This window comes from Mycobacterium gastri, from assembly GCF_002102175.1.
Taxonomy (GTDB): Bacteria; Actinomycetota; Actinomycetes; order Mycobacteriales; family Mycobacteriaceae; genus Mycobacterium; species Mycobacterium gastri.
The window spans coordinates 131,476-153,385 of sequence record NZ_LQOX01000055.1 but is presented as its reverse complement, the minus strand read 5'-3'; the positions used below and the strand labels follow the sequence as shown (position 1 = coordinate 153,385).

Here is a 21,910-nt window from a genome sequence, read left to right as displayed (position 1 = left end):
GCTCACGGATCACACTCTATGCACCTGGTCCGACGCGGTATGCGGCGCCGGAACTGCAACACGTTTCAGTTTTGTGCGTCTGCTCGGTAGTCTGGGCCGGTGCCCGAGGTCACCAGCCAAGCACCAGCCATCGACGGGTGGTTTTCCACCGACGACACCGGCAAAGCCCATTTGATCGGCGGCAAGTGCCCGCAGTGCGGTACCTATGTCTTTCCGCCCCGCGAGAACAACTGCCCCAACCCGTCATGCGAAAGCGACACACTGGAGTCCGTGGCGCTCTCGACGCGCGGAAGGCTCTGGAGCTACACCGAAAACCGTTATGCCCCACCGCCTCCCTATCCCTCGCCGGACCCTTTCGAGCCGTTCGCCGTCGCCGCGGTGGAGCTGGCCGACGAGGGGCTGATCGTGCTGGGCAAGGTGGTCGAAGGCACGCTGGCGGCCGACTTGAAAGTGGGCATGGAGATGGAGCTGACCACCATGGCGCTGTTCACCGACGACGACGGTGTGCAACGCATCGTCTACGCGTGGAGGGTCGCAGCATGAGCCTGCCCGAACCGCTCTACATCCTGGGCGCCGGGATGCACCCGTGGGGCAAGTGGGGTAACGACTTCACCGAGTACGGGGTGGTCGCCGCACGGGCCGCGCTGCGCGACGCCGGGTTGGAGTGGCGTCAGATCCAATTGGTGGCCGGTGCCGACACCATCCGCAACGGGTATCCGGGCTTCGTCGCCGGTGCGACCTTCGCCCAGAAGCTGGGCTGGAACGGCGTGCCGGTCAGCTCCAGCTACGCCGCGTGCGCCAGCGGTTCGCAGGCGCTGCAGAGCGCGCGGGCCCAGATCCTGGCCGGTTTCTGCGATGTGGCGCTGGTGATCGGCGCCGACACCACCCCGAAAGGCTTTTTCGCCCCGGTGGGCGGCGAACGCAAGAACGATCCCGACTGGCAGCGGTTCCACCTCATCGGGGCCACCAACCCGGTGTACTTCGCGCTCTTGGCGCGGCGGCGGATGGACCTCTGCGGCGCCACACTCGAGGACTTCGCCCAGGTGAAGGTCAAGAACTCCCGTCATGGCCTGCACAACCCGAATGCCCGGTTCCGCAAGGAGGTGTCCGTGGACGACGTGCTCGCCAGCCAGGTGGTGGCCGACCCGTTGCGGCTGCTGGACATTTGCGCCACGTCGGACGGCGCGGCGGCGCTGATTGTGGCCAGCGCGAAGTTCGCCCGCGAGCATCTCGGCTCCCTCAACGGGGTGCCGTCGGTGCGCGCGGTCAGCACGGTCACCCCGCGGTACCCCCAGCATTTGCCCGAATTGCCGGATATCGCAACGGATTCCACTGCGGCGGTACCGGCACCCGACCGGGTGTTCAAGGATCAGATCCTGGACGCGGCCTACGCGGAGGCCGGCATCGGGCCCGAGGACTTGAGCCTGGCCGAGGTCTACGACCTGTCTACCGCGCTGGAACTCGACTGGTACGAGCACCTGGGGCTGTGCGCCAAAGGCGAAGCCGAGTCACTGCTGCGCAGTGGTGCGACCACCATCGGCGGCAGGATCCCGGTCAACCCCTCGGGCGGACTGGCGTGCTTCGGCGAAGCCATCCCCGCGCAGGCGATCGCCCAGGTGTGCGAGCTGACCTGGCAGCTGCGCGGCCAGGCGACCGGCCGGCAGGTGGACAACGCGAAGGTGGGTATCACCGCGAACCAGGGCCTGTTCGGTCACGGCTCGTCGGTGATCGTGGCGCGTTAGACGCTGCGGAGCAGACACAGAATCGCACTCCGCCGCGCGGATCCGTGCGATTCTGTGTCTGCTCGCCGCACGGCTGTTGAGCGCAAGGCGGCTACTTGCCAGATGTGTCCAGGGTCTCCAGGACGACTTCGGCCACCCGCTTCATGGTGGTCCGCCGATCCATGGCGGCGCGCTGGATCCACTTGAACGCCTCCGGCTCGGTCATGCCCTGCTTGGCCTGCAGCAGGCCTTTGGCGCGTTCGACGAGCTTGCGCGTTTCCAGACGGTCGGACAGCGCCGCCACTTCTTGTTCCAGCGCGGTGATCTCGCTGAACCGGCTGACGGCCAATTCAATGGCCGGGATCAGGTCGCTGGCGGTGAAGGGCTTCACCAGATAGGCCATGGCCCCGGCGTCGCGGGCGCGTTCCACGAGGTCGCGCTGGCTGAACGCGGTGAGCACCACGATCGGCGCGATGCGCTTACTGGCGATCTCCGACGCCGCGTCGATCCCGTCGCGGCGCGGCATCTTCACGTCCATGATCACCAGATCGGGCTTGTGCCGCTCGGCCAGTTCGACGGCTTCCTGACCGTCGCCCGCTTCCCCGACGATGTCGTACCCCTCCTCTCGCAGCATTTCGGCGAGGTCCATTCGGATGAGCGCTTCGTCTTCCGCGATCAGGACACGGTGTGGCGTTGCGGCATCGGCGTCGTTGGTGGGGCCGGTCATGACGGACATTGTGGCGTGAGCGGCTGAGGTGGGAAACCTTGGGGGGCGGCGAGTCGGGATGACGGCATGAATCCGCTATGGTTGGAGGCTGCTCTGAGGTGGAAAGCCGAAGCGAAACAACCTCAGCCCTCGTATCCCAACTGGCAGAGGAAACGGACTCAAAACCCGTCCAGTGTGGGTTCGAATCCCACCGAGGGCACCACGGGATCATGCTGTACACCATTGGCCACGGCGCCCAGACGGCCGGGCAACTCACCGACGCGCTGCACCAGCACGACATCAAGCTGCTGGTCGACGTCCGCAGTTTCCCCGGCTCGCGCCGCAACCCCGACGTCTCCAAACAAGTGATGCCCGACTGGCTGGGCGCCGCCGGGATCGGCTACCGGCACGACCCTGATCTCGGTGGCCGCCGCAAACCGCCCGCGAGCCCGGTACCGCGTGACCTGTGGTGGGAAAACCCGGCCTTCGCGAATTACGCTGCGCACACCCGTACACCCGGATTTCGCGCGGCATACCAGCGGCTGCTACAGGATGCCGACACCTGCGACGTGGCGGTGATGTGCGGGGAACCGACGTGGTGGCGCTGTCACCGGCGCATGATCGCCGACCTGGCCGTCCGCGACGGACGCCGGGTGCAGCACATCATGCCCAACGGCGCGCTGTCGCAACATCGCCTGTCGGAATGGCTTACCCATGACATCGCCAACGGGTCCTGAGTCTTGGCAGGTGGCCGACAATATCGAGCTCAACGGCTACGCTTTTGATCGTGGTGGCTAAGAAACGCGGTACCCCACGGAAACTATCCGAGGGCTCATCCCGCCACGACTGCGTCACGGTGGTGCGCGAGCAAACCCGCGAGTTCGACCAGCACTACGCCCGCAGTGCGGCGCGCCGCGCCCGGCTGCTCAGTATCGCGGCCTGGCTGGCCGTAATGGTCAGCGCGAGCTTCGTGCTCGTGCAAGTACTGACCAATGGCTGGGTCTGGCCGCTGAGTTGGATCAACATCGCCGCGGCCGTGGTCTTCGCGATCGTCCCGATGCTGCACCGCTTCGGGGAATTGGTAGCACCGCTGACGTTCATCGGAGCCGCGTATGTTGCGGTCTTCGCCAGTTGCTGGATCATTGGCACCGGGTCCGGCGCCCAGTTTTTCTTTCTCGTGGGCGCCTGCCTGGTGGTGCTGGTGCTGGGCATTGAACACATCGTGCTGGCCAGCGGACTGGCGGCCCTTGCCACGGCGTTGATCATTGCGGTGGAATTCCTGGTCCCCCGCAACACCGGAATCGAGCCCGCCTGGGCCCAGTCGGCGGGCTTCGTCGTCACCACGGTCTCGGCCTGCGTGGTGGTGGTCGTGTCCGTCTGGTTTGCCCTGCGGGACACCGCCCGCGCCGAAGCGATCATGGAAGCCCAATACGATCGCTCCGAGGCCCTGCTGGCCAACATGTTGCCGGCCAGCATCGCCGAACGGCTCAAGCATCCCGAGCGAGACGTCATCGCCGACAAATACGACGAGGCGTCGGTGCTTTTCGCCGACATCGTCGGCTTCACCGAGCGGGCCAGCAGCGCAGCGCCGGCCGACCTCGTCCGATTCCTGGACCGGTTGTACAGCGCTTTCGACGCATTGGTGGACAAGCACGGCCTGGAAAAAATCAAGGTGAGTGGCGACTGCTACATGGTTGTCAGCGGCGTGCCACGGCCGCGGCCCGACCATGTGCAGGCACTCGCCGACTTTGCACTCGACATGGTCGGCGTCGCAGCCGGATTGACGGACCCACAAGGCGGCCCGGTACCGCTGCGGGTGGGCCTGGCCACCGGTCCCGTGGTCGCCGGCGTGGTGGGTTCGCGCCGCTTTTTCTACGACGTATGGGGCGACGCGGTCAATGTCGCGTCGCGGATGGAGTCCACCGACTCGGTGGGCAAGATCCAAGTGCCGGATGAAGTCTACGAACGCCTGAAGAGCGACTTCGTGCTGCAGGAGCGCGGGCACATCAACGTCAAGGGCAAAGGCGTCATGCGCACCTGGTACCTGATCGGCCGCAGGCCGGCGGAGCAGCCCGACGACCTACTTACCGAGGAGCCAAGCGCGGCCAGCGTCTGAAAACTCAACGCACTGGATCGGTACTTCCCAACTGCTCACCGAGTGTGCACCGGCTGCGCCGAGCGTGCACTGGCGGCGGCGACACGCCGGGCGGTGCCGCCGTGGTTGCACTCTCGGCGTGTCGGCTTGTGAAGGATGCGGCTGGAGGGCACCGATGGGCAGTTGTGAATACAGACCTCGATGCCCTCCTGAGCGAACTGACCACGTGGTGCACCCCGACCGGCGGCGCGCGGGACGGCCGAAGCAATAGCCGACGATCTAGGCCTGATTGACAGCACCCCAGTGCCGTGCGATGCGTCGCGGGAGACCGCGAAACGCTTCGAACTGGCCGGTTTCGCCAACTACGGGGGCGGTTCACCACTATGCCAAAACCCGTCACATGCGTCACACTGGTGCCATGCAAACCGCACCCGTCTCGGGCCCCGTCCCCCGCTTGTTGCCGCATCTGTGGAAGTCAACGCTGTTATCGGGACTGCTGGCGCTGATCCTCGGCGTCCTGATCCTGGTCTGGCCAGGAATATCGGTCCTGGTGGCCGCCGTCACATTCGGTGTCTACCTCCTCGTGACCGGCATCGCTCAGGTTTTCTTCGCGTTCAGCCTGCACGTTTCGGCCGGCAGCCGAATCCTGCTGTTCATCAGCGGCGCGGCCTCGCTGATCCTGGCCGTGCTGGCGTTCCGTCATTTCGGCAATGCAGTCCTATTGCTGGCCATTTGGATCGGCATCGGGTTCATCTTCCGCGGCGTCGCCACAACCGTGTCCGCGATCAACGACCCGACTCTGCCGGGACGCGGGTGGCAGATCTTCGTCGGCGTTGTCAGCCTGATCGCCGGTGTCGTCGTGATTGCCGCGCCGTTCGAGTCGATCATCACGTTGGCCATCGTCGTGGGCGTGTGGCTGGTCATCATCGGCGCCTGCGAGATCGTCTCGGCGTTCGGCATCCGTAAGGCCGCCAAACGCCTTGGCCTGTAACCCTGCGACGAGCACTCGAATTGCCCGTAGCGTCAGCGCCGATCGTCCTACTACACTTTGTCGTAGCCCACAGGTAACGGCCCGCAACCTCCGGAGATGACAGATGAATGTCGTCGACATTTCGCGCTGGCAGTTCGGTATCACCACCGTCTACCACTTCATATTCGTGCCGCTCACCATCGGCCTGGCGCCCCTGCTGGCCGTCATGCAGACGGTGTGGGTGGTCACCGGTAACACGGCCTGGTATCGGCTGACCAAGTTCTTCGGCAAGCTGTTCCTGATCAACTTCGCCATCGGTGTAGCCACCGGGATCGTGCAGGAATTTCAATTCGGGATGAACTGGAGCGAGTATTCGCGATTCGTCGGCGACATCTTCGGCGCGCCGCTGGCGATGGAGGGCCTGATGGCCTTCTTCTTCGAATCGACGTTCCTCGGCTTATGGATCTTCGGTTGGAGCAGGCTGCCCCGGCTGGTCCACCTGGCCTGCATCTGGATCGTCGCGATCGCGGTCAACGTCTCCGCGTTCTTCATCATCTCGGCGAACTCGTTCATGCAGCATCCGGTCGGGGCGCACTACAACCCGGCGACCAAACGCGCGGAGTTGAACAGCATTACCGCGTTGCTCACCAATAACACTGCGATAGCGGCATTTTCACACACCATTATGGGCTCGTTGCTGACCGCGGGAACCTTCGTCGCCGCCGTCAGCGCATGGTGGCTGGTTCGCTCGAACACCGCCCCCGTCGGGCCGGGTACCCGCGCCATGTATCGCCCAGCGACCATCCTGGGCTGTTGGGTTGCGCTGGTCGCCACCGTCGGGCTGTTTTTCACCGGTGACCACCAGGGCAAGCTGATGTTTGCGCAGCAACCGATGAAAATGGCGTCCGCGGAATCGTTGTGCGACACCCAGACCGATCCGGACTTTTCCATCCTGACGGTCGGCCGGCAGAACAATTGCGACAGCCTCACCCGGGTCCTCGAGGTGCCCTACGTGTTGCCGTACCTTGCCCAGGGCCACACCACCGGTGTCACATTGCAGGGTGTCCGCGATCTGCAGCAGGACTACAACCAGCGATTCGGCCCGAATGATTACCGGCCCAATCTGTTTGTCACCTACTGGTCATTTCGCGCGATGATCGGCTTCCTCGCGATTCCGGTGCTGTTCGCATTGCTGGCCCTGTGGCTGACCCGCGGCGGACGGATCCCGGGTCGCCGGTGGTTCGCCTGGTTTGCGCTGTTCACGATTCCCGCGCCGTTCCTGGCCAACATGTTCGGGTGGGTATTCACCGAGATGGGCCGTCAGCCCTGGATCGTGGCACCCAACCCGACCGGTGACCAGCAGGTTCGACTCACAGTGGGAACCGCTGTCTCGAACCACCCATTCGGCGTGGTGGTCACCTCATTGGTGACGTTTACGCTCGTCTACGCCGTGCTCGCGGTCATCTGGTTCTGGCTGTTGAAGCGCTATGTCGTCGAAGGTCCGCAGGAGCACGACGCGGAGCCGGCGGCGCCGCTGGCGCCCGGCAGCGACGAGGTGGCACCGCTGTCGTTCGCTTACTGAATTTACCGATGCCAACCGATGCTTACTGAGAGCCACTGACCCAGAAGGGAGATGACCGGTGGGACTCCAACAAGTGTGGTTCGCTGTCATCGGTGTGCTGTTCCTCGGTTTCCTGGTTCTCGAGGGATTCGACTTCGGTGTTGGCATGCTGATGGAGCCGCTGGCTCGGGTGGCCCCGGGCGAGCCTGAACTCCAAAGGCGAGCCGTACTGAACACAATCGGCCCGGTCTGGGACGGTAACGAGGTCTGGCTGCTCACCGCCGGCGCGGGAATGTTCGCCGCATTTCCCGGCTGGTACGCGACCGTCTTCTCGGCGTTGTATTTACCGCTGCTGGCAATCTTGTTCGGCATGATCCTGCGCGCGGTGGCCATCGAATGGCGCGGGAAGGTCGATGACACCAAATGGCGGGCCTGGGCCGATTTCGGTATCGCCGCGGGGTCTTGGCTGCCCGCTGTGCTGTGGGGCGTCGCATTCGCCATCCTGGTGCGCGGACTCCCGGTCGATGGCGATGCTCACGTGCATCTGGCCATCGGCGACGTGCTCAACGCCTACACACTGTTGGGGGGCCTCGCCACTGCCGGGTTGTTCCTGCAGTACGGTGCGGTGTTCATCGCCTTGAAAACCGCCGGGCCGATCCGCGACAGCGCCTACCGGATCGCGCTGTGGCTCGCTCTTGCGGCGACTGTGCTGGTTGGGGGGTTCGGAGTTTGGACCCAGCTGGCGTATGGCAAGCAATGGACCTGGGCGGCGCTGGGCGTGGCGGTGGTCGCCCAGGTGGCGGCCGTACTGCTGGTATGGCGGCGCGCATCCGACGGGTTTGCGTTCCTGAGCACGCTTGTGGTCGTCGCGGCCGTGGTGGTCTTGTTGTTCGGCGTGCTGTACCCGAACCTGGTGCCGTCGACGCTGAACGAGCGGTGGAACGTCACGATCTACAACGCCTCATCGACGCCGTACACCCTGAAGATCATGACCTGGGTGACGGCCATCTTCGCGCCGCTCACGGTCGCGTACCAGGCCTGGACGTATTGGGTTTTCCGGCAACGCATTTCGGCTGAGCGGATACCTGCGTCCATCGGTCTGGCGAGGCGCCCGTCCTGAGCGCGACGGACAGGTCCGCCCGGGCGCCGCTGGATCCGCGGCTGTGGCGGGCATCGGCGGCCCTGCGCCGCTACCTGATCGCCGCGGTGGCGTGTGGAGTGGCGATATCCGGCTGTGCGATCGGCTCGGCGGTAGTCCTGGCGAGCATCGTCGCGCGGATCGTGACCGATCCCTCGAAGCGACACCTGGACTGCTGGCTGGGGCCGCTGGCAATATTGTTGGCGCTGTGGACAATTCGCGCCCTGACGCACTGGCTGCAGGCACGTCTGGGGCAGCGGGGAGCCAGCGCGGTGATCGCGGATCTCAGCGGCCAGGTGCTGACGGCGGTAACCGGCCGCCAACCCAGGCAGCTTGCGGCCCAGCGTGATGCCGCCGCGGTGCTGGTCACTCGCGGACTGGACGGTTTGCGTCCCTACTTCACCGGGTACCTGCCCACCTTGCTGCTCGCGGCGCTTCTGACACCGGCTACCGTCGCGGTCATTGCGGCTTATGACGCGAAATCGACGGCGATCGTGGTGATCACGCTGCCCCTGATTCCGATCTTCATGGTGTTGATCGGGATGGCGACGGCCGACCGGTCGGCAGCCGCGCTGGCCGCGATGGGCACGCTGCAGGCCCGGCTGTTGGACTTGATCGCCGGCATCCCCACGCTGCGGGCGCTGGGCCGCGCGGTGGGACCGGAGCAGCGCATCGCAGAACTCGCTGCCGCGCACCGCCGTTCGGCGATGGCCACGCTGCGGGTCGCCTTCCTCTCGGCGTTGGTGCTCGAATTGCTGGCCACGCTGGGTGTGGCCCTGGTCGCCGTCAGCATCGGTCTTCGCTTGGTGTTCGGTCAGATGAGCCTGGCCACCGGGTTGACGGTACTGCTGCTGGCGCCCGACGTGTACTGGCCGCTGCGGCGCATCGGTGTGGAATTCCATGCCGCCCAAGACGGCAGAGCCGCGGCCGCCCAGGCTTTCGCCCTCATCGGCGAACCGGCGTCCACGACGGCGGGCACCCGCACGGTGGCGGCCCGCGGATGCGTGATCCGCATCGAAAAGCTCAGCGTCGCAAGCAGAGACGGCCGCTCACCGGATCACCTGACCGCGGTGCTCGAACCCGGCCGGGTGACGGTGCTGACCGGGCGAAACGGCGCGGGCAAGAGCACCGCCCTGCAGGCGATCGCCGGCCTCACCGTGCCCTCGTCGGGACAGGTCACCGTCGCCGGAATCGACGTCCGCGAATTGGACCCCGCCGACTGGTGGTGCCAGCTGTCCTGGCTGCCTCAACGCCCGGTGCTGGTTCCGGGAACGGTCCGCGACAACCTGGTCCTGCTCGGTGATCTGGACAACCTTGACAGTGCTTGCGCGGCAGCAGGATTCGACACCGTGCTGGCGGAGCTGCCGGACGGATTGGACACCGTGCTCGGCCGCGGCGGCGTCGGCTTGTCGCTTGGGCAGCGGCAGCGCCTCGGGCTGACCCGTGCCCTCGGATCAACCGCCCCGGTGCTGCTGCTCGACGAACCGACCGCGCACCTGGACGCGGCCACCGAGAGCCGGGTGTTGCGGGCCGTCGTCGAACGGGCCTGCCAGGGTGCGACGGTGGTGGTCGTCGGCCACCGGGCCCCTGTCGTGGCCATCGGCGACCGGGTCGTCGAGGTCACCGCTGCCAGCGAGGTCGGTTATGTCCCGGTCTGATCCGCTGCCGGCCGGCTATGAGCTGCTGCGTCCGCGACTGGGGCGCGTCGTGGCCGCGATTGTTCTGGCGGCGTTGTCGTTGGGCAGCGGCCTGGCCTTGGCCGGCGTTTCGGCGTGGTTGATCACCCGCGCCTGGCAGATGCCGCCCGTGCTGGACTTGTCCGTCGCGGTCGTCGCCGTGCGGACGTTCGCGATTTCGCGCGGGATTCTGCACTATTGCGGGCGACTTGCCACCCACGACACCGCGCTGCGCGCGGCCGGCGCCGCCCGCGCCCGGATCTACCACCGGCTGGCCGTGGGGCCGCCGGCGGCGGCGGTCCGGCTGCACAGCGGCGAGGTGGTGGCCCGAGTCGGTGCCGACGTCGACACCTTGGCCGACATGCTGGTCCGTGCGGTGGTACCGATCGGCGTCGCCGCATTACTGGCGCTGGCCGCGACCACGGCCGTCGCGATCATCTCGGCGCCGGCCGCAGCGGTCCTGGCGATCTGCCTGCTGGTGGCCGGGGTTGTCGCGCCCTGGCTTGCCGGCAGAGCCGCCGTGCGACACGAAGCTCTGGCCCGCCGGCATCATGGCGAACGCGACACCTCGGCCATGGTCGCATTCGAGCATGCACCCGAGCTTCGGGTGGCCGGAGTCCTCACCGACGTTATTGCCGAATCCCAACGGCAACAACGTGCTTGGGGTAAGGCTCTCGACGCCGCGGCCAGGCCGGCGGCGATCGCCGAGGCGATACCAACCGCGGCGATCGGGATCAGCGTGTTGGGTGCGGCGGTGGCCGGGATCGGCATGGCTCCCACGGCCGCGCCGACGACGCTGGCCGTGTTGATGTTGTTGCCGTTGTCGGCCTTCGAGGCGACGACCGCACTACCGGCGGCCGCGGTCCAGCTGACCCGGTCACGCATCGCCGCACGGCGGCTGCTCGACCTGGCCCCGCCCGAGGTCAATCGCCCGGACCTGCTCGCGCCAACACCGGCGGGGCCCGCGATCACCGGCCGGCTGTCCGCCGACGTCTGGTGCGGTCACTCGGCGGTGCGGTCGTGCCAGGCGGTGCTCGACCTGCCACCGGGCGCCCGGCTTGCCGTCACCGGCCCCAGCGGCTCCGGCAAGACGACGCTGCTGATGACGCTCGCGGGGCTGCTGCCGCCGCTACGTGGCCGGGTGCTCGTGGACGGAACCGACGTGAGCGGCTTCGGTGAAATCGAACTGCGAAGAGCCGTCACCTTTTTCGCCGAAGACGCGCATGTCTTCGCCACTACCGTACGAGATAACTTGCTGGTTGTCCGCGGCGATTGCGGCGATGACGAATTGACGGCCGCCTTGGCGAAGGTGGGTCTCGGCGGCTGGCTGGCCGGCCTGCCCGAGGGCTTGTCGACCGTGTTGCTCGGTGGTGCGCAAGGACTTTCAGCAGGACAGCGCCGACGGCTGCTGCTCGCGCGGGCGGTGCTCTCCCCCGCCCGAATTGTGCTGCTGGACGAGCCAACCGAACACCTTGACGCGACCGACGCCGAGGCCGTGTTGCGCGATTTGCTGGTGCCCGGTCCCGGCCCGATTCTGGGCGACAGGACGGTTGTGGTGGCTACCCACCACCTGCCCGACGACATCCCGTGCGCCCGACTGCGCGTCGGCTCACCGGCGTGACCCTTCGGGTAGTCCTCGGCGTCGCGGCATGAACTCCAGGGACAGCAGCACTATCAGCAGCGGAACAATCTGGGTCAGCGAGACCAGCGCATAGCGCCGTTCGTCCAATGCGTGAAATTTACCCAGGTACCGGTACAAGGACTCCAGGGAGATGAACGGGTCAAGCAGATGGATCAGCAGATAGAACACGCGTTGCGGCCGGCTCCGGTGTGCCGCGTCGAAGATCTCCGGAAACGCCGCGAAGGCTAGCGACAGCCGCTGCGCGCCAGCCTCTTTGGCGGCGGTGATCATGTCGACGCTGAGCCGCTCGTCGATCCCGTTCGGAGCGCCACGGCGCCGCCACGGCACATCGAGGGAGAAATCACTGCCGCCACCCGCGGTCGTGAATCGGTCGAAGCCCTGCACCCGCCCCGAAGCGTCCCTGGCGATGATCAGCTGAACGCCTGGGTATTTGCCTTCCAGCACGCCGTCGAGGTTCATGCAGAAGCCGCGATCGGTGTGGGCCCCCTTGGGTGACGCCAGCAGCATCTCGGTCAGCTCTGCGCGCTGCTTGTCGTCGAGTTCCTGCTCCGCCACGATCTCGGTGGTGATGCCGGCGTTATGGGTCCGTTTGACGGCCTGACGCAGGTTGCGGAACTTGCGGCCCACCATCGCGAAGTTGGGGACATCGATGACGACGTCCCGCCCGATCGGTACCGCCCGCAGCGACCGTCCCGGCACGTCGGGGTCGGTCCACAGGCTCAGCCGTCGCTCACTGCAGGCCAGCACCGCAATCCGCCAGCCGCGGGCATGACAGGTGGCGACGAAGTCGGCAATCAGCTCGGGAAACTGCGATTCGTCACCAATCGGGTCCCCGGCGACCACCGCAAAGCCCAGCCGCGTCCGGTATGCCAGCGCCGCGGTGCCGACCGCGCTGAAGTGGTAGCACTTGCCCGCCTGCATGGCGAACGGTGCCAACGGATCCTCGCTGGTGGCGTTGATCAATGCCCACACCCGGGGCAAGTCACCAGGTCGTGGATGCGACGACGTCGGCCACATCAACACCAACCCCGATCCGGCGATCAGCATCTCACCGGCCAGGTCGAAGGACAGCACATGCAGGCCCAGCCCCGCGACCAGGAATAGCGCGGCCGCAGCCGCATGCATGGCCGTGACCGGACGCCCGAGGAAGATACCCCGGGCTATCAACGCCACCGCCGCCAGGATCGTCAGCGACCAACTCAGCCGCCCGGCCGCCTGCCAATCCTCGTGCCGGTAGTTATGCGCGAGCAGCGCAATGAGCCAGCACGCCGCGCAGAACACCGCAAGGGCGCCGACAAGGCGAGCCCTGAATGTATCGACGTGCACGACGACGCGTTCGCGGGCACGGACCCTCGGCGCGACATCGACCGACGGTTCGTTCACACTCACCTCCCGCTGACCTGCCTCTCAGCTGCCGGACGGGTACCCGCTACCTGGAACGGTACGCCTGCGCGTGGCCGGGTTGAGCCGAAACCGGGCGGTTGTCCTGCGGTTACCCCACCTGTCTATCGGCGAGCCGCGGGAAAGTATTTCAGGACGCCCTCCTGCACCACGGTCGCGATGAGTCGCCCGCCGCGGTCGAAGAAATGCCCGGTACCCAGCCCGCGCGAATCCGCGGCCACCGGCGACGATGTCGAATACAGGACCCAGTCGTCGAAGTCGACCTGCCGATGAAACCACACCGAGTGGTTGGCCGACGCCGCGAAAATCCGGTCGAAGCCCCACGACAGCCCATGGGTGGTGATCACCGAGTCCAGCACGGTGGTGTCGGAGGAATACAGCATCGTCGCGGTGTGCAGCACCGGGTCGTCAGGCATCGCGCCCAGAGCCTTGAGCCAGACCCGGTTGTAAGGAAGCCGATCGCCCTTCTCCCGCATCACCCAGGACGGGTCATTGGTATAGCGCCACTCGATCGGTTGCAACGCGTTGACGAAGTGCGGGACGGTGTCCTCGTAGCCGCGCAACAGCTCGCCGATCGGTGGCCGCATGTGCGGCTCGTCAACCTCCGGCGGATCCACGGCGTGCTCGAGCCCGGGACCGCCGGACATGTAGGAGATCATCGCCGACGACAGCAACGTGCCGTCCTGTACCGCGTCGACGCGCCGGTTGGCGAACCGACGCTCGTCGCGCAAGCGCACCACATGGAATTCGATGTCCTTGGTGGTGTCGCCACCGTTGATGAAATGCACCGAGAGCGCGCTGGGTGGTAGGCCGTCGCGGGTCAGCGTGCGGGTGCTGGCGACGAACGACTGCGCCACCAGCAACCCGCCGAAGGTGCGCAGCGGGTTCTTGCTGGGATGAGATCCGATGAACCGGTCGTCGGCGACCCGGTGGAGATCCAGCACCGCCAGCAGTTCGTCAAAATCGGACAACTAAACGTCGTCCTCACCGATCCGGTGCACATGGATCAGGTTGGTGGAACCGACCGTGCCCGGCGGCGCACCCGCGACGATCACCACCAGGTCGCCCCGCTTGTAGCGGCCGAGTTCCAGCAGCGACTTGTCGACCTGGCGGATCATGCCGTCGGTGGTATTCATGTGCGGGACGATGAACGTTTCGGTGCCCCAGGTCATGGCCAGCTGGCTGCGTACCTCGGGCAGATCGGTGAAGGCCAGCAGCGGCAGCGGGGTGTGCAGGCGGGCCAATCGCCGCACGGTGTCGCCGGATTGGGTGAAGGCGACCAGGGCCTTGGCGTCCAGTCGCTCGCCGATGTCGCGGGCCGCATAGGAGATCACGCCCCGCTTGGTGCGCGGCACATGCGTCAACGGCGGAGCCGCCGTCGAAATCTCTTCGACCGCACAGATGATCCGCGACATGGTCCGCACCGCCAACAGCGGATACTTGCCGACCGACGTTTCACCGGACAGCATCAGCGCGTCGGCGCCGTCGAGCACGGCGTTGGCGACGTCGGAGGCCTCGGCGCGGGTCGGCCGCGAATTCTCGATCATCGAGTCCAGCATCTGGGTCGCCACGATCACCGGCTTGGCGTTCTCCCGCGCCATCTGGATGGCGCGCTTCTGCACCAGCGGGACCTCTTCCAGCGGCAGCTCGACCCCGAGATCACCGCGGGCCACCATCACGGCGTCGAAGGCCAGCACGATGGCCTCGAGGTTGTCGATCGCCTCGGGCTTTTCCAGCTTGGCGATCACCGGCACTCGCCGTCCGATCCGATCCATCACCTCGTGGACGAGCTCGACATCGGACGGCGAGCGCACGAAGGACAGAGCCACCATGTCGATGCCGAGGTTCAGCGCGAACGTGAGATCCTCTATGTCCTTTTCCGACAACGCGGGCGCGGAAACACCCATGCCGGGCAGCGAGATTCCCTTGTTGTTACTCACCGGGCCGCCCTCGACGACAGTACAGACCACGTCGTCGCCGTCGACGTGATCGACTATCAGTCCGACTTTGCCGTCGTCGACCAGCACGCGGTCACCGGCTGTCGCGTCCTGAGCCAACCTCTTGTAAGTGGTGGACACCCGGTCGTGGCAGCCATCGCAGTCCCGGACGGTGATCCGGACCGTTTCACCATCAGCCCAATAGGTCGGCCCGCTGGCGAAGCGCCCCAACCTGATCTTCGGGCCCTGCAGGTCGGCGAGCAGGCCAACGGCGCGCCCGGTGGCATCCGAGGCTGCCCGCACTCGTTTGTAGGCCGCCTCGTGATCCGCATAATCTCCGTGGCTGAAGTTCATTCGGGCGACGTCCATTCCGGCTTCGACCAGCGCTCTGACCATGTCGTCCGATTGGGTGGCCGGCCCGAGAGTGCAGACGATCTTCCCGCGTCTTGTCACGACGACAAAGCATAGTCGCGGTCGTGTGCCTTCGGTGCGCCTCACCGATACCCGCGCATCGGACCACAGCCGAACCTGGGCGTCGCAATACCGGTGCGCGCGCGCCGGCCGGATGCCGGTCGGTCACGGTTACGCCGACCCGTCGATAGCCGTGCGCGCGCAACTTCCGCGCGGAAAAGGTGCCGAAAATTTCCCAATTTGAGAAACTTCTCGTATGGACACCAACCGCACGGTGATTGCGTCTCCCGTCCTCCGCATCCTTGGCCCCGCAATGCTCACCGCGTGGAGCTTCAGCGCTTCCGTCCTTTCCGGTGTCGTCATCCCGGCGGCGTCCGCACAGCCCTGCCCCGATGTCGAGGTGGTGTTCGCCCGCGGCACGGGTGAGGCTCCCGGTGTCGGCCCCACGGGGCAGGCATTCGCCGACTCCTTGCGCTCACGGGTCGGCGGCAAATCGTTCGGGGTCTATCCGGTCAACTACCCGGCAAGCGATCAATGGGATACCGGGCTCGACGGCGTTCGAGATGCCGGCACTCATGTCGTTTCCATGGCGGGCAGCTGTCCGCAGACCAAAATGGTCCTCGGCGGCTACTCGCAGGGAGCGGCCGTGATGGGCTTTGTCACGTCGGCCGCGGTGCCCGATGGAGTCGATGCTTCCTCAGTACCGAAGCCGTTGGCGCCCGATATTGCTGACCACGTTGCCGCGGTCGTCTTGTTCGGGCTGCCCAATCACCGGGCGATGGACTTTCTCGGCCAGCCCGCGGTCGCGATCGGTCCGGCGTATCAGGCCAAGACCATCAAGGTGTGCGAGCCGGAGGATCCCGTTTGCTCTGACGGGCTGAACTTCGCCGCCCATGACGCGTACGCAGGCGACGGACTGGTGGTGGAGCAGGGGGTGGCCTTTGCCGCCAGTCGGCTCAGCGCGGCTGCCGGCGGGCCGGCCCCGCTATCGGGCTTCGGCAACTGAGCTACCCCGCCGGCGCCGGCTGAGGTCATACGCCCACAACGGTGGGCACCAACGGGAAGCCGGGCAGGTTTCGCAGCACCGTCCACACCACCGTCGCCACCGCGAGGGCGATGATCGCGGGTGGGGGCAGCCACGACCGGCCGTTGCGGCGGCGCAGCAGCATCCAACCGGCAATCATAGGGATGGCGGCCAACAAGAAAACCAAGAAAACATTGTCATTGATGGCGGCCACGACATCACCGTGCAGCAGATCGTGCGTCATCCGCAGTCCACCACACGCGGGGCAATTCCAGCCGGTGAGCCACTTGAACGGACATTGCGGGTACAGCGAGTGGCTGCGGTGCGGATCGACCACGCCGACATAGCCCAGGGCGCCGGCCAACAGTACGGCCGAGCCCGCGGCACCGTAGAGATGACGAAACCCGCGAGCGTGCTTGTCGCGCGCCCCCGATGCGGTGGCGAGCCGATCAGGTTCCATCGCGTAATGGGCGACCCCACGGGTCGCTGACTTTGTCAGTCAGGATCAGCACCGCGTCGATGACGCCCCAGATAACGGCGCCGACCCCGCAGGTCAGCCAACCGACGAGCAGCTGTGCGATGCCCATCCCGGTGTGCCCTAGGTAGATTCGGCCGATACCGGCGATGCCGAACAGCCCCAACAACTGTAACAGCCCCGCGACCGTCTTCGATTTGTCCGAAAGTGGTTGCCCGGTAACAGGATGCCGACCGAAGGGAGCCGACGGATCCGCTGCGGGGCCGTAGTAGCCGCCGGGCCGGGAGTATTCCGGATAGTACGGCGGCGGAAAAGGCGGTGGATATCCCGGTTGCCGCTCCGGTGAACCGGGCTGGGCAGCCCACGACTGGTCGGTCACCGCTTCAGCATGCCAGATTCAGTGGGTCTGTGCCCGAGCCGCTGGTGCCGCAGGTTGCCCGGCAGCTACCGGCCTGACCGCTGTCGGCGGTTCCGCAACCGAGCCCGCCAGCCCTGCCATGATGTGCCGGTGCTGTCCGACGGCGACGAGCTGGGAATGGGCGGCGCCTGGTCGCCAACCTGGTGGTCATCCTGGTCCTCATCACCGCCGGAACCGCGGGAGGCATCCTCTTCCGCCGCTTTCGCCGCGGTGGTGTCCTCCGCGTCAGTCTCCGAAACCTGCGCCTGGACCGCCGGCTCTTGCGACTCGGCCTCTTCGGCGTCGGTCTCTGCGGCTTGCGACTCGGCCTCTTCGGCTTCAGCCTCCGCCGGCTCGGCTTCTTCAGCAGCGGATTCTGCTTCGGGCTCTTCGACTTCGGACTCTTCCGCGCCGGTTTCGGTCACGGCTGGCGCAGCGAGTTCTGGCTCCCCGATCTCTGATTCGCCTTCAGCCTGTGCAGCCCCCGCCTCATCAGTTACCGACTCGGCCTCAGCCTCGTCGGCACCGGCCTCCGATTCTTCGGCTCGGGCTTCGTCGACATCATGCTCCTCGGGCACACGCTCCGGCTCGACCTCCGCCTCCTCGGCTTCTTCGGCCTCAGCCGGCTCGACATCATGCTCCTCGGTCTCGGGGGCCACCTCTGCCGCTTCCTCACCGGCTTCCGGCTCCGCAGTCTCCGCTTCTTGAGCCTCAGTTGCGCCGTCCTCAGCCACCGCGGCCGGGGCTTTCACGGTTTGCGGCTCGGCGAGTTCGCCAGCTCGCTGCGTTTCCGCCGACTCAGTCGTTTCGTCGTCTTCCGCACCGGCAATCGCAGCCGCCGCGGTGACAGCCGACGAGCCCGAAGCCACCGCCGCGAACTCTGCCTCAGACTCGCCCGCTGGTTCAGGCTCGGCCGCTGTCTGGTCAACAGCGGTGCCGCGTACCGCGGCCGGATCTTCACGGCCCTTTGGCGCCAAGATCACATACACCACGGCGCCGATGAACACAAAAGTCGATGTGAACACATTGATCCGGATTCCGGCGATGTGTGTGGCGGTATCGTCACGCATCAGCTCGACACCGAATCGCCCGACGCAATAAAGCGCGACGTAAAGCCCGAACAGTCGCCCATGGCCGATCGTGAATCGCCGATCCAGATAGATCAGCACCCCGAATACCAGTACGTTCCACAGCAATTCGTAGAGGAACGTGGGGTGCACGACGACCGCGAGCTGCCCGGTCGAGACACCGTCAAGGGAATGAACGTCGACGAATCCGGCGGGATCGCGCCGGTAGAAGATCTCCAGTCCCCACGGCACTGTGGTCTCGCGACCGTAGAGCTCTTGATTGAAGTAATTTCCGAGCCGGCCGATCGCCTGCGCCAAAACGACCGCGGGGGCCACCGCGTCCAGGAAAGCCGGCAGCGGAATTCCGCGGCGCCGACAGGCGATCCACGCCCCGACGGCGCCGAGGGCGATCGCCCCCCAGATGCCCAGGCCACCATCCCAGATTCGCAGTGCCGCGGCAAACCCGGCGCCACCGTGGCCGAAATATGTCCGCCAATCGGTGGCCAGGTGGTAGAGCCTGCCGCCGATCAAGCCGAAAGGCACCATCCACAGCGCGATGTCGTAGATCACGCCGCGCTCGCCGCCGCGGGCCACAAAGCGTCGGTCGCCGACCAGTAAGGCCACGATGATGCCGGTGATGATGAACAGCGCGTAGGCGCGGATAGGCAGCGGCCCGAGGTGCCAGACGCCGCGCGACGGGCTGGGGATGTACGCGAGCCAAGTCGTGGTCATGAGGCCGGCCTTTCGCGGACCCCGGCGGCAAGTTCGTCCGTCAGCGCGCGCAACCTCGGCAAGCCCGCGCCCAGTGCCGACACCAACGCCGAGCCGACAATGACACCGTCGGCGTAACGCGCGATCTGCGCGGCTTGCTCTCGTGACCGCACCCCCAACCCGACCCCGACCGGTATGTCCGACACTGCCTTCACCCTCCCCACCAGCTCGGGCGCGGCCTTTGAAACCACATCGCGCGCCCCGGTCACCCCCATCGTCGACGCCGCATAGACGAACCCACGCGACGCCTTGACCGTGATTGCCAATCGTTCGGGCGTCGATGACGGCGCCACCAGAAAGATGCGGTCCAGCCGATGCTCGTCGGACGCGGCGAACCAGGGTTGCGCCTCGTCGGGAATCAGGTCGGGAGTGATGAGGCCCTGCCCGCCGGCCGCCGCCAGGTCCCGGGCGAATGCGTCGACTCCGTAGCGCAGCACCGGGTTCCAGTACGTCATCACCACGGCATTGCCACCGGCCCGGCCAATCGCCTCGACCGCCGCCAACGTGTCCCGGACCCGCACTCCCCCACGCAAAGCCGCCTCGGTAGCCCGCTGGATGGTGGGTCCGTCCATACCCGGGTCCGAATACGGAACACCGACTTCGACTATGTCACAACCAGATTCGACCAGCGCAGTCATTGCTTCCACCGACGTGCGCACGTCGGGATACCCGGTGGGCAGATAGCCGATCAGCGCCGCGCGACCAGCTGCCCGGCACGACTCGAAAAGTGGCCCCAGCCGGCTAGTTTCACGTTGTTCGACAGTCATCATCAAACAAACCTGTCCGCGTCCGCGCCGGGTGTCAGCAGGCCGAACCATCTGGCGGCTGTCTCGACGTCCTTGTCGCCGCGTCCTGACAGATTCACCACAATGACTGCGCCCCTTCCTAATTCAACACCCAGCTGGAGCGCACCGGCCACCGCGTGCGCGGATTCGATGGCGGGGATGATCCCTTCCATCCGGCACAGCAGGCCGAATGCCTCCATCGCCTCGGAGTCGGTGATCGGTTGGTAGCTGACGCGTCCGGTCTCCTTGAGCCATGCATGTTCGGGGCCGACTCCGGGATAGTCCAGACCTGCTGAGATCGAATGCGATTCGATGGTCTGGCCGTCTTCGTCCTGCAACAGATAGGAGTACGAGCCCTGGAAGGCACCGGGCGAACCTCCGGTGAATGTTGCCGCGTGCCGACCGGTCTCGACGCCGTCACCGGCCGCCTCGTATCCGACCAATCGCACCCCCGGATCGTCGAGGAACGCGTGAAAGATACCGATCGCATTGGATCCGCCGCCCACGCATGCCACGACCGCGTCCGGCAACCTGCCTGCCTGGTCCTGGATCTGGACGCGGGCCTCCATGCCGATGATTCGCTGAAAGTCGCGCACCATGGTGGGGAAGGGATGCGGCCCGGCGGCCGTGCCGAAGCAGTAGTACGTGCTGTCGGCGTTGCTGACCCAATCCCGGAACGCCTCGTTGATAGCGTCCTTGAGCGTTTGGGAGCCGGTCTGCACGGAGACGACCTGCGCCCCGAGCAGTCGCATCCGTGCCACGTTGAGTGCCTGGCGCGCGGTATCGACGGCACCCATGTAGACGACGCACTCCAGGCCCAGCAGTGCGCATGCGGTGGCGGTGGCCACCCCGTGCTGGCCGGCCCCCGTCTCGGCGATCACCCGGGTCTTACCCATCCGGCGGGCCAGCAACGCCTGGCCGAGGACGTTGTTGATCTTGTGAGAACCCGTGTGGTTCAGGTCTTCTCGCTTCAAGAACAGTCGTGCCGACCCGGCATGTTCGCTGAGTCGGGTCGCTTCGTACAGTGGCGACGGACGGCCGGCGTAGTTGGCTTGCAACGTGTCCAGGATGTCCAGGAAGTCCTGGTTGACGCGTTCCTTCTCGTAGGCGACGGTGACCTCCTCGATCACCGCCATCAGCGCCTCGGGAACGTAGCGGCCACCATAACCACCGGGGCCGCCGAAATGACCGCCGGAATCCGGATCGTGGCTGGTCCGTTCGGCGATGGCAGCACTCGTGCGCGGAAGGTCCGGGCGAGATAGATCTGCCATCACCGACGCTCGAGGTGCACGCGGGTCATCAACGACTAACGAGCCGGCTTCGGGCAGGACGGGTGGGTGCCCGCGGTGACCAGATCGGCAACCGCCGCACGAGGGTCACCGCTTTTCACCAGACCTTCACCGACCAGCACCGCATCAGCGCCCGCGCCGGCGTACGCCAATAGATCACCGGTGCCGCGGACCCCGGACTCGGCGATCCTGATCACGTTGCTGGGTAGCCCGGGAGCGATTCGCGCGAAGCAGTCCCGGTCGACCTCCAGGGTCGTGAGATCGCGGGCGTTGACGCCGATGACCTTGGCGCCGGCCTTCAACGCCCGGTCGGCTTCCTGCTCGGTGTGCACTTCGACGAGCGCGGTCATACCGAGTGATTCGGTGCGGTCCAGCATCGACACCAACGCCGACTGGTCGAGTGCGGCGACGATGAGCAACAGCATGTCGGCGCCGTGCGCACGCGCCTCGTGAATCTGATACGGCTGCACCACAAAGTCTTTGCGTAACACCGGAATCGAAACAGCCGCACGTACCGCGTCGAGATCATCGAGGGAACCGTGGAACCGCCGCTCCTCGGTCAACACGCTGATGATGCGGGCGCCGCCACCTTCGTAGGCCCGAGCCAGCTTCGCCGGATCGGCGATGGTCGCCAGCGAGCCCGCCGATGGGCTGGCGCGCTTGACCTCGGCGATCACCCCGATGCCGGGCGCGCGTAGCGCGGCCATCACGTCAAGCGGCGGCGGCGCCGCGGCCGCGGCAGCCTTGATCTCCGGCAGGCTGATACGTGCTTCGCGCGCGGCTACGTCGGCCCGGACTCCCTCGAGGATGGAGTCAAGCACGGTTGCCGGACTCATGCCTGCTG

General features: G+C 66.3%; 19 protein-coding genes, 1 tRNA gene and 1 pseudogene. 11 read left to right on the top strand and 10 right to left on the bottom strand.

Annotation, left to right across the window (positions count from 1 at the left end; all coding sequences use genetic code 11):
- Positions 1 to 99 precede the first annotated feature (99 nt).
- Both AWC07_RS04445 and AWC07_RS04440 read left to right on the top strand, forming a co-directional pair.
- Positions 100 to 543 carry a Zn-ribbon domain-containing OB-fold protein gene (locus AWC07_RS04445; RefSeq protein ID WP_036415307.1) on the top strand — a complete coding sequence of 148 codons (444 nt, stop codon included), beginning with the start codon at positions 100 to 102 and terminating at the stop codon, positions 541 to 543.
- A complete protein-coding gene (locus AWC07_RS04440) occupies positions 540 to 1,742 on the top strand; it encodes a lipid-transfer protein (RefSeq protein ID WP_036415309.1) in 1,203 nt (400 codons plus the stop codon). Before AWC07_RS04445 ends, AWC07_RS04440 begins: the two co-directional genes overlap by 4 nt.
- Positions 1,743 to 1,833: 91 nt before the next feature.
- Here the strand turns inward: AWC07_RS04440 and AWC07_RS04435 are convergent, their stop codons facing one another.
- Positions 1,834 to 2,448: an ANTAR domain-containing response regulator gene (locus tag AWC07_RS04435; protein ID WP_036415317.1), complete on the bottom strand. Its 615-nt coding sequence runs from the start codon at positions 2,446 to 2,448 to the stop codon at positions 1,834 to 1,836.
- Positions 2,449 to 2,573: 125 nt separating this feature from the next.
- Here AWC07_RS04435 and AWC07_RS04430 point away from each other — a divergent pair.
- From AWC07_RS04430 to cydC, 8 genes are all read left to right on the top strand, one after another.
- Positions 2,574 to 2,650 (top strand) — tRNA-Leu (locus tag AWC07_RS04430).
- A 7-nt stretch (positions 2,651 to 2,657) separates the two neighbouring features.
- Positions 2,658 to 3,164 carry a DUF488 domain-containing protein gene (locus AWC07_RS04425; protein WP_085104970.1) on the top strand — a complete coding sequence of 169 codons (507 nt, stop codon included), beginning with the start codon at positions 2,658 to 2,660 and terminating at the stop codon, positions 3,162 to 3,164.
- Positions 3,165 to 3,214: 50 nt separating this feature from the next.
- Positions 3,215 to 4,543 (top strand): adenylate/guanylate cyclase domain-containing protein, encoded by a 1,329-nt coding sequence (locus AWC07_RS04420; RefSeq protein WP_036410966.1) that lies wholly within the window; start codon positions 3,215 to 3,217, stop codon positions 4,541 to 4,543.
- Positions 4,544 to 4,922: 379 nt separating this feature from the next.
- The gene (locus AWC07_RS04415; protein WP_139829526.1) at positions 4,923 to 5,513 is read left to right on the top strand and encodes an HdeD family acid-resistance protein; all 591 of its coding nucleotides are present in this window, start codon (positions 4,923 to 4,925) and stop codon (positions 5,511 to 5,513) included.
- Positions 5,514 to 5,616: 103 nt separating this feature from the next.
- Positions 5,617 to 7,074 (top strand): cytochrome ubiquinol oxidase subunit I, encoded by a 1,458-nt coding sequence (locus AWC07_RS04410; RefSeq protein WP_036410962.1) that lies wholly within the window; start codon positions 5,617 to 5,619, stop codon positions 7,072 to 7,074.
- A gap of 58 nt (positions 7,075 to 7,132) precedes the next feature.
- Positions 7,133 to 8,173 carry a cytochrome d ubiquinol oxidase subunit II gene (gene cydB / locus AWC07_RS04405; RefSeq protein WP_036410960.1) on the top strand — a complete coding sequence of 347 codons (1,041 nt, stop codon included), beginning with the start codon at positions 7,133 to 7,135 and terminating at the stop codon, positions 8,171 to 8,173.
- Positions 8,174 to 8,235: 62 nt separating this feature from the next.
- The gene (cydD, locus tag AWC07_RS04400; RefSeq protein ID WP_084293395.1) at positions 8,236 to 9,849 is read left to right on the top strand and encodes a thiol reductant ABC exporter subunit CydD; all 1,614 of its coding nucleotides are present in this window, start codon (positions 8,236 to 8,238) and stop codon (positions 9,847 to 9,849) included.
- A complete protein-coding gene (gene cydC, locus AWC07_RS04395) occupies positions 9,836 to 11,488 on the top strand; it encodes a thiol reductant ABC exporter subunit CydC (protein ID WP_036410956.1) in 1,653 nt (550 codons plus the stop codon). Before cydD ends, cydC begins: the two co-directional genes overlap by 14 nt.
- Here cydC and AWC07_RS04390 read toward each other — a convergent pair.
- From AWC07_RS04390 to pyk, 3 genes are all read right to left on the bottom strand, one after another.
- Positions 11,477 to 12,892, bottom strand: coding sequence for a bifunctional lysylphosphatidylglycerol flippase/synthetase MprF (locus AWC07_RS04390; protein ID WP_036414371.1), 1,416 nt, complete (start codon positions 12,890 to 12,892; stop codon positions 11,477 to 11,479). The two genes, cydC and AWC07_RS04390, sit on opposite strands and share 12 nt — an antisense overlap.
- Positions 12,893 to 13,014: 122 nt before the next feature.
- Positions 13,015 to 13,881: an acyl-CoA thioesterase II gene (locus AWC07_RS04385; protein ID WP_036414368.1), complete on the bottom strand. Its 867-nt coding sequence runs from the start codon at positions 13,879 to 13,881 to the stop codon at positions 13,015 to 13,017.
- Positions 13,882 to 15,300 carry a pyruvate kinase gene (pyk, locus tag AWC07_RS04380; RefSeq protein ID WP_036414365.1) on the bottom strand — a complete coding sequence of 473 codons (1,419 nt, stop codon included), beginning with the start codon at positions 15,298 to 15,300 and terminating at the stop codon, positions 13,882 to 13,884. It abuts the gene before it with no gap.
- Positions 15,301 to 15,514: 214 nt separating this feature from the next.
- On the opposite strand from pyk, the gene AWC07_RS04375 reads away from it, so the two are divergent.
- Complete coding sequence (locus AWC07_RS04375; RefSeq protein ID WP_036414362.1) at positions 15,515 to 16,264, top strand: cutinase family protein; 750 nt, start codon at positions 15,515 to 15,517, stop codon at positions 16,262 to 16,264.
- A gap of 25 nt (positions 16,265 to 16,289) precedes the next feature.
- Here the strand turns inward: AWC07_RS04375 and AWC07_RS04370 are convergent, their stop codons facing one another.
- The 6 genes and pseudogenes from AWC07_RS04370 to trpC form a co-directional block, all read right to left on the bottom strand.
- Positions 16,290 to 16,742, bottom strand: coding sequence for a DUF2752 domain-containing protein (locus AWC07_RS04370; RefSeq protein WP_084293557.1), 453 nt, complete (start codon positions 16,740 to 16,742; stop codon positions 16,290 to 16,292).
- Positions 16,732 to 17,147: pseudogene (locus tag AWC07_RS04365) on the bottom strand (TM2 domain-containing protein). The gene AWC07_RS04370 and the pseudogene AWC07_RS04365 overlap by 11 nt, the downstream one beginning before the upstream one ends.
- A 54-nt stretch (positions 17,148 to 17,201) precedes the next feature.
- Positions 17,202 to 18,953 (bottom strand): prolipoprotein diacylglyceryl transferase, encoded by a 1,752-nt coding sequence (locus tag AWC07_RS04360; RefSeq protein WP_085104969.1) that lies wholly within the window; start codon positions 18,951 to 18,953, stop codon positions 17,202 to 17,204.
- Positions 18,950 to 19,762, bottom strand: coding sequence for a tryptophan synthase subunit alpha (gene trpA / locus AWC07_RS04355; protein WP_139829525.1), 813 nt, complete (start codon positions 19,760 to 19,762; stop codon positions 18,950 to 18,952). Before trpA ends, AWC07_RS04360 begins: the two co-directional genes overlap by 4 nt.
- Entirely contained in the window at positions 19,762 to 21,048 is a 1,287-nt protein-coding gene (trpB, locus tag AWC07_RS04350) for a tryptophan synthase subunit beta (protein ID WP_036413275.1), read from the bottom strand. The genes trpA and trpB overlap by 1 nt, the downstream gene beginning before the upstream one ends.
- 35 nt (positions 21,049 to 21,083) lie before the next feature.
- Positions 21,084 to 21,902: an indole-3-glycerol phosphate synthase TrpC gene (trpC, locus tag AWC07_RS04345; protein WP_036413277.1), complete on the bottom strand. Its 819-nt coding sequence runs from the start codon at positions 21,900 to 21,902 to the stop codon at positions 21,084 to 21,086.
- Between the last annotated feature and the right edge of the window lie 8 nt (positions 21,903 to 21,910).